Annotated in this window: 6 protein-coding genes; 5 read left to right on the top strand and 1 reads right to left on the bottom strand. The window is 73.4% G+C overall.

What is annotated here, in order from left to right; translation table 11 throughout:
- Positions 1-475: GtrA family protein (locus tag ABZ749_RS27610; RefSeq protein ID WP_357232926.1), on the top strand; the 475-nt coding region annotated here is incomplete at its 5' end.
- An 11-nt stretch (positions 476-486) separates the two neighbouring features.
- Here ABZ749_RS27610 and ABZ749_RS27605 read toward each other — a convergent pair.
- Positions 487-1,332 carry an arginase family protein gene (locus tag ABZ749_RS27605; RefSeq protein ID WP_357232931.1) on the bottom strand — a complete coding sequence of 282 codons (846 nt, stop codon included), beginning with the start codon at positions 1,330-1,332 and terminating at the stop codon, positions 487-489.
- 200 nt (positions 1,333-1,532) lie between these two features.
- On the opposite strand from ABZ749_RS27605, the gene ABZ749_RS27600 reads away from it, so the two are divergent.
- From ABZ749_RS27600 to ABZ749_RS27585, 4 genes are all read left to right on the top strand, one after another.
- Positions 1,533-1,682 (top strand): hypothetical protein, encoded by a 150-nt coding sequence (locus ABZ749_RS27600; protein WP_165947858.1) that lies wholly within the window; start codon positions 1,533-1,535, stop codon positions 1,680-1,682.
- Positions 1,683-1,699: 17 nt separating this feature from the next.
- Positions 1,700-3,130 (top strand): methyltransferase domain-containing protein, encoded by a 1,431-nt coding sequence (locus ABZ749_RS27595; RefSeq protein ID WP_357232923.1) that lies wholly within the window; start codon positions 1,700-1,702, stop codon positions 3,128-3,130.
- Positions 3,131-3,179: 49 nt separating this feature from the next.
- The gene (locus ABZ749_RS27590; RefSeq protein WP_357232929.1) at positions 3,180-5,174 is read left to right on the top strand and encodes a sulfatase-like hydrolase/transferase; all 1,995 of its coding nucleotides are present in this window, start codon (positions 3,180-3,182) and stop codon (positions 5,172-5,174) included.
- 233 nt (positions 5,175-5,407) lie between these two features.
- A partial coding sequence (locus ABZ749_RS27585) for a citrate/2-methylcitrate synthase (protein ID WP_357232921.1) occupies positions 5,408-5,869 on the top strand: 462 nt, incomplete at its 3' end.

The following is a 5,869-nucleotide window of genomic DNA, read 5'->3' as shown; positions in this document are numbered from 1 at the left end:
GCCGCTGGCCGGGCCGGGTGGGACGCCACTGACCGGGCCGGGTGCCCAGCCCGGCCGGGCGCTGCCAGGACCGGTGCCGGTCGGGCTGCCCCGGCAGCTGGTCCGGTTCGCGGCGGTCGGGGCGGCGAGCACGCTCGCGTACCTGTTGCTGTTCCTGGCTACCCGGAGCGTGCTCGGCGCGCAACCGGCGAACCTCCTGGCGTTGTTGCTGACCGCGGTGGCGAACACGGCAGCGAACCGGCGGCTGACGTTCGGCATCAGCGGACGCCGGCACGCAGCCCGGCATCACGCGCAGGGGTTGCTCGCCTTCGCGCTCGGTCTGGCGTTGACAAGTGGCGCGCTGGCGGTGCTGCACCTCGTCTCTGCCGTACCGGCCCGGCCGGTCGAACTGGCCGTGCTGGTGGCCGCGAACCTGGCCGCCACAGTGCTGCGCTTCGTGCTGCTGCGCCTCGGCATGCACCACCGCCGTACCTGATTCACCGGCGGTCAGTCGACCAGCATCTCGGTGAGGACCTCGACGACGCGTCGGGTGTGCCGCCCGTCGGGGTCCTCATCGGTGTTCAGGTCGGTCACGCTCATCCCGAGCAGCCGGTCGGCGCGGGCCAACGGCGTGACCAGCGCGATCAGATCCGCCCAGCGCGGGCCGTCCGGTTCGGGGTAGGTCACCGCGGGCAGGTCTCGCGGGTCCACCACGTCCAGGTCGAGGTGCAGCCAGGCCGGCCCGTCGCCGTCGGCGGCCAGGCTCGCGCCGACCGTCGCCGCGCCCCGGCGCAGCAGCTCGGCGGCGTTGATCTGGTGGATCGCCGGGTCGATCCGGGCCGCCTCGACCCGGCTGCTCTCGTCGGTGGCGGGGCGGTGCCCGAGCAGGTGGACGCGGCCGGGCTCGATCAGCGCGCCGCCGGGGCCGACGGCGACCGGGCCGTGACCGGTGACCACCGAGAGGTCCATGTCGGCGGCCTCACCGCTCGGCGAGGTCGTGCCGTCGAGGAAGTCCGGGTGGGCGTCGACGAACCACAGGTCGGTCGCCGGGGGTAGGGCCCGGCAGATGCCGGGCAGGATCGCGCAGTCGCCGCCGAGCACCAGTGGTCGGTGGCCGTCAGCGATCAGCGCGCCGATCCGCGCGGCGATGGCGCCACCGGCCCGGACCAGGCCCGCCGCGCCGATCACCCCGCTGACCGGGTCGCGGTTCGGGTCGCGCAACCGCGCCTCGTCGATCTGCCCGTCGTCGTCGGCGGCAAGGGCCTCGCGCAGGCCGGCGCGGCGCAGCGCGGCCGGAGCCCTCTCCTCGCCGCGCCCGCCTCCGGAGGAGTCCAGCGGCGCGTCCACGATCATCCACGGCACGTCCGCAGCGTACCGGCGTGGCCGGCCGTCCCGGCCGCATTCTGTGGTGCGGCTGGGAGTACGCCGATGTGCCCGCGACGGCGACGACGAGCGGCGTACGGTGAGGGACAAGTCCGGCTTTCTGGGTCAAAAGCCTCATCGGTGTACGCCCTGGACGCCGGTGTCGAGGCGGCGAGGGCAAGGAGCGATCGGTGGAACATCTGGCCTACCTGGACGCGGGGTCCGGAAGCCTGATCGTGCAGGCGGTCGTCGGTGGGGTGGCGGGCGCCGCGGTCGCCGCGAAACTCTACTGGCGACGGCTGGTCGACCGGTTCCGCCGGCAACCCACCGACCAGCGCTGAGCGGACCTGCTCCGACGATGGCGATCTCACCCACCGAGGTACGGCCCGAGCCGGCCTCCTTCCGCGACCCCGCCAACCGGGTCTTCCACGTCGGCGACGAGGTGCTGCGCGGGCTGGATCCCCAGGCCGCCGAGCACTGGCGGGCACTGACCGGCAGCACGTTCTTCCCGGCGCTCGTCGCCGCCCGCAAGGTCTGCGCCACCGAGGACGCACCGCCCACCCTGGTGCAGGCCGCTGGCGGAACACCGTGGGCGGCTGTGCTGCGCCACGAGCGCATCCCGTTCGTCTCCCACCCGTACGAGTGGTCGTTCAGCATGCTGCGCGACGCGGCCCTGCTGCACCTGGAGATCCTGACCGCCGCGCTCGGCGAGGGTTTCACCACCAAGGACGGCTCGGCCTACAACCTCCAGTGGCGCGGCGCCGAACCCGTCTTCATCGACATCGGCTCCTTCGAACCGGTCCGCGACGGCGAACCGTGGGCCGGCTACCGGCAGTTCTGCCAGACAGTGCTCTACCCGCTGCTGCTCACCGCCCACCTGGGCGTCGACTTCCAACCGTGGCTGCGCGCGCGGGTCGACGGCATCGAGGCCGACGAGCTACGGCCGCTGTTCAACGGGACCCGCCGGCTGCGCCCCGGCGTGCTGACCCACCTGCACCTGCACGGGGCCATGCAGCACCGCAACGCTGCTGCCAGCACCACCGAGGTACGCGACCAACTGCGGGCCGCCGGCTTCTCCCGGGAGCTGCTGCTCGCCACCGTCCGCGGCATCGAGAAACTGGTCCGCAAGCTCGACCGCCGCCCGCCCGAGAGCCACTGGTCGGACTACCAACGCACCTGCGGCTACTCGGCCCGCGACCGGGTGGCGAAGGAGCAGTTCGTGGCCGTCGCGGTGGCCGCCGGCACCCGCCCCCGGCTGGTGCTCGACCTCGGCGCCAACGACGGCCGGTACTCCCGGCTGGCCGCCGGGCACGCCGACTACGTGGTCGCCGTCGAGCAGGACCCCACCGTCGTCGACGAGCTGTACCGACAGCTGCGCTCCGAGGGGCAGCGCCGCATCCTGCCGCTGGTGCTGGATCTGGCCGACCCCTCGCCCGGCGGCGGCTGGCGGGGCGTCGAGCGGGCCGGCTTCGCCGAGCGGGCGTCCGCCGACGTGGTGCTCGCCCTGGCCGTGGTGCACCACCTGGCGATCGGGCGCAACGTGCCGCTGCCGGAGGTCATCGACTGGCTGGCCGGGCTGACCGCGCCGGGCGGTGCGGTGGTGGTGGAGTTCGTCCACCCGGAGGACCCGATGGCGACCCGGCTGCTGGCCAACAAGCCCGCCGGTCTCTTCCCGGACTACCGACGCGACACCTTCGAGGCGCTGCTCGCCGCCCGGGGACGGATCACCGACCGGCTGGAACTGCCCTCGGGCACCCGCACGCTCTACCGAACGGTGATCGGTGGCTGAACCGGTCGCCGCCGCCCCGTCGACAGCGGACGACCCGCCGCCGGCCGCCGTGCGGTGGGACCGGGGCTGGCGCGCTGAACGGGGGCGGCTACTGGAGATCGTCGCGCTGGTCGGTCTCGTGGTCACCCAACCGCTGCTGGACGTGCTCGGCCGCAGCCCCGACTTCTTCCTCTTCCACCGCGCCGACCCGGTCCAGATCCTGCTGCTGCTCGCCCTGGTGACGGTGCTGCCCACGGCCGCTGTCGCGCTGCTCGGCGCGCTCAGCCGACTGGCCGGCCGGAGCGCCCGCGCCGTCACCCACACCGGGCTGGTCGGGCTGCTGGTCGCCGCGCTCGCCGTGCAGGTGGGCCGACACGTCACGCCACTTCGGGGCGTACCCCTGCTGCTGGTGGCCGTGCTGGCCGGAGCCGCCGGCGCTGCCGCTCACCGGCGGTGGCGGGCGCCGGGCCGGGTACTGCGACTGGCCGCCGCCGGCCCGGTGGCCTTCGTGGCGCTCTTCCTGCTCGCCTCGCCGACCTCGGCGGTGGTCCTGCCGCGCGGCGACGGCGGCGCGGCCGGCACCGCGCAGGGCTCGGCCGTGCACCCGCCGGTGGTCATGCTGATCCTCGACGAGCTGCCACTGGTCAGCCTGCTCGGCGCGGACGGGAAGATCGACGCCGGGCGGTACCCGCACTTCGCCGAGCTGGCCGGCGGCTCCACCTGGTACCGCAACTCGACAGGGGTCAGCGGGTGGACGCCCAACGCGCTGCCGGCGATGCTCACCGGGCGCTACCCGGCCAAGCCGGTCGCCCCGCACTACTCGCAGTACCCGGACAACATCTTCACCGCCTTCGGCGGCCTGTACGACATCCGCGCCGAGGAGAGCATCACCAGGCTCTGCCCACCCAGTCGCTGCGAGCAGCCGGTAACCCCGGAGCAGGGGCTCGGGGTGCTGGTCCGGGAGACCGCCAAGCTGCTCGGCCGGGTCGCCGGGCCCACGGAGAGCGCTGTCGACCCGGAAGACTCCTACCGCGAGCAGACCCGCGCCGAGGCCGGCCTGGACGCCGCCGAACCGGTGCCGGCCGACCCGAAGTTCCGCTGGGACAGCCTGGACGACAACCAACCGGCCCGGTTCACCAGCTTCCTGGCCGGGCTGAAGCCGACCACCCGGCCCACCCTGCACTTCCTGCACCTGCTGATGCCCCACTCACCGTGGGCGTACCTGCCGTCCGGGGCGCGCTACGACGCCCCCGAGGACCTGCCCAACGACGGCGCCGGCTGGGTCGACCTGGCCCGGGCGCGGCACCTCGCCCAGCTCGGCTATACCGACCGGCTGATCGGCGAGACGCTGCGGACGCTGCGCGCCAACGGCCTCTACGACCAGGCCCTCGTCGTGGTGACCGCCGACCACGGGGTCAGCTTCCACCCCGGCGCGCAGGGCCGCGGCATGGACGCCATCAAGGCCGCTGCCGGCGAGGTCGCCTGGGTGCCGACGTTCGTCAAGGAACCCCGGCAACAGACCGGCCGGGTGGACGACCGCAACTGGGAACACGTCGACCTGCTGCCGACCGTGGCCGACGAGGCCGGCATCCGGCTGCCCTGGCCTGTCGACGGCCGCTCCGCCCGGCAGGCCCCCCGCACCGACGGTACGAAGCACTTCTACGACCGCCCCGGTGAACCGGTCACCTTCCCCGGTGGCGTGCCCGCCCCACCGCCCCTGCCGACACCCCACCCTCTGGTCGGCACCGAGGTACGCGCCGGCCCCGCCGCCGGCAGCGCCCGGGTCGCCGACCTGGCGGCGTTCACCGCCACCGACCCGGACACCGGCACCCTCCCGGCACTGGTCTGGGGCGACGTCCCGGACCGGATCCCGGACGGCACCCTCCTCGCCGTCGCCGTCAACGGCCGCATCGGGGCCGTCGTCCCGGTGGTGCCGCCCGACCCCGGCGGACGCCGGTTCGCCGCGCTGCTCGCCGACGACAAGCTGTTCCACGCCGGCACCAACCAGCTCGACGTCTTCCAGGTCGCGACGGACGGTACGCTGCGACGCCTCACCCTCTCCTGACCTGGCTTCCGGGTCCGGTCCGGCCTGATGTCCGGGGTTGATCCGGCCCGGGCTTCCGGGTTCGGGCCGGTCCGGTCCCGTCTGGCGGGATACCGGGTTTCCCGGCCGCCCGGTCGGGAATCGGGTGACGCATACCTCACCGCCGAACCACGGCGGGCGTTGTCCCCCGAGCCGCAATTACGGTAGAAGCGAAGGCAATTCAACGTAGATCTGCCGGCGAAGCGAGGAACCACATGACGGAAGTCAAGCTCGATCACCCCGGTGGGCAGCTGTCGATGCCGGTGCATCCTGCGGTCGAGGGCCCCGCCGGTGTCGGGGTGAGCAAGCTGCTGAAGGAAACCGGGATGACGACGTACGACCCCGGTTTCGTCAACACCGCCGCTGCCTCATCCGCGATCACCTACATCGACGGCGACGCGGGCATCCTGCGTTACCGGGGATACCCGATCGAGCAGCTGGCCGAGAAGTCCTCCTTCCTGGAGGTCTCCTACCTGCTCATCTACGGTGAGCTGCCGACCGAGCAGCAGCTGACCGAGTTCACCGAGTGGATTCGGCGGCACTCGCTGCTGCACGAGGAGATGCGTCGCTTCTTCGACGGCTTCCCCCGGGACGCCCACCCGATGGCGGTGCTCTCGTCCGCGGTGAGCGCCCTGTCCACCTTCTACCAGGACAGCCTGGACCCGTTCGACTCCGAG

It is taken from the genome of Micromonospora sp. NPDC047753 (assembly GCF_040642735.1).
Taxonomy (GTDB): domain Bacteria; phylum Actinomycetota; class Actinomycetes; order Mycobacteriales; family Micromonosporaceae; genus Micromonospora.
Note: the sequence above shows the minus strand (reverse complement) of the source record. Positions and strands in the feature narration are given on the sequence as shown.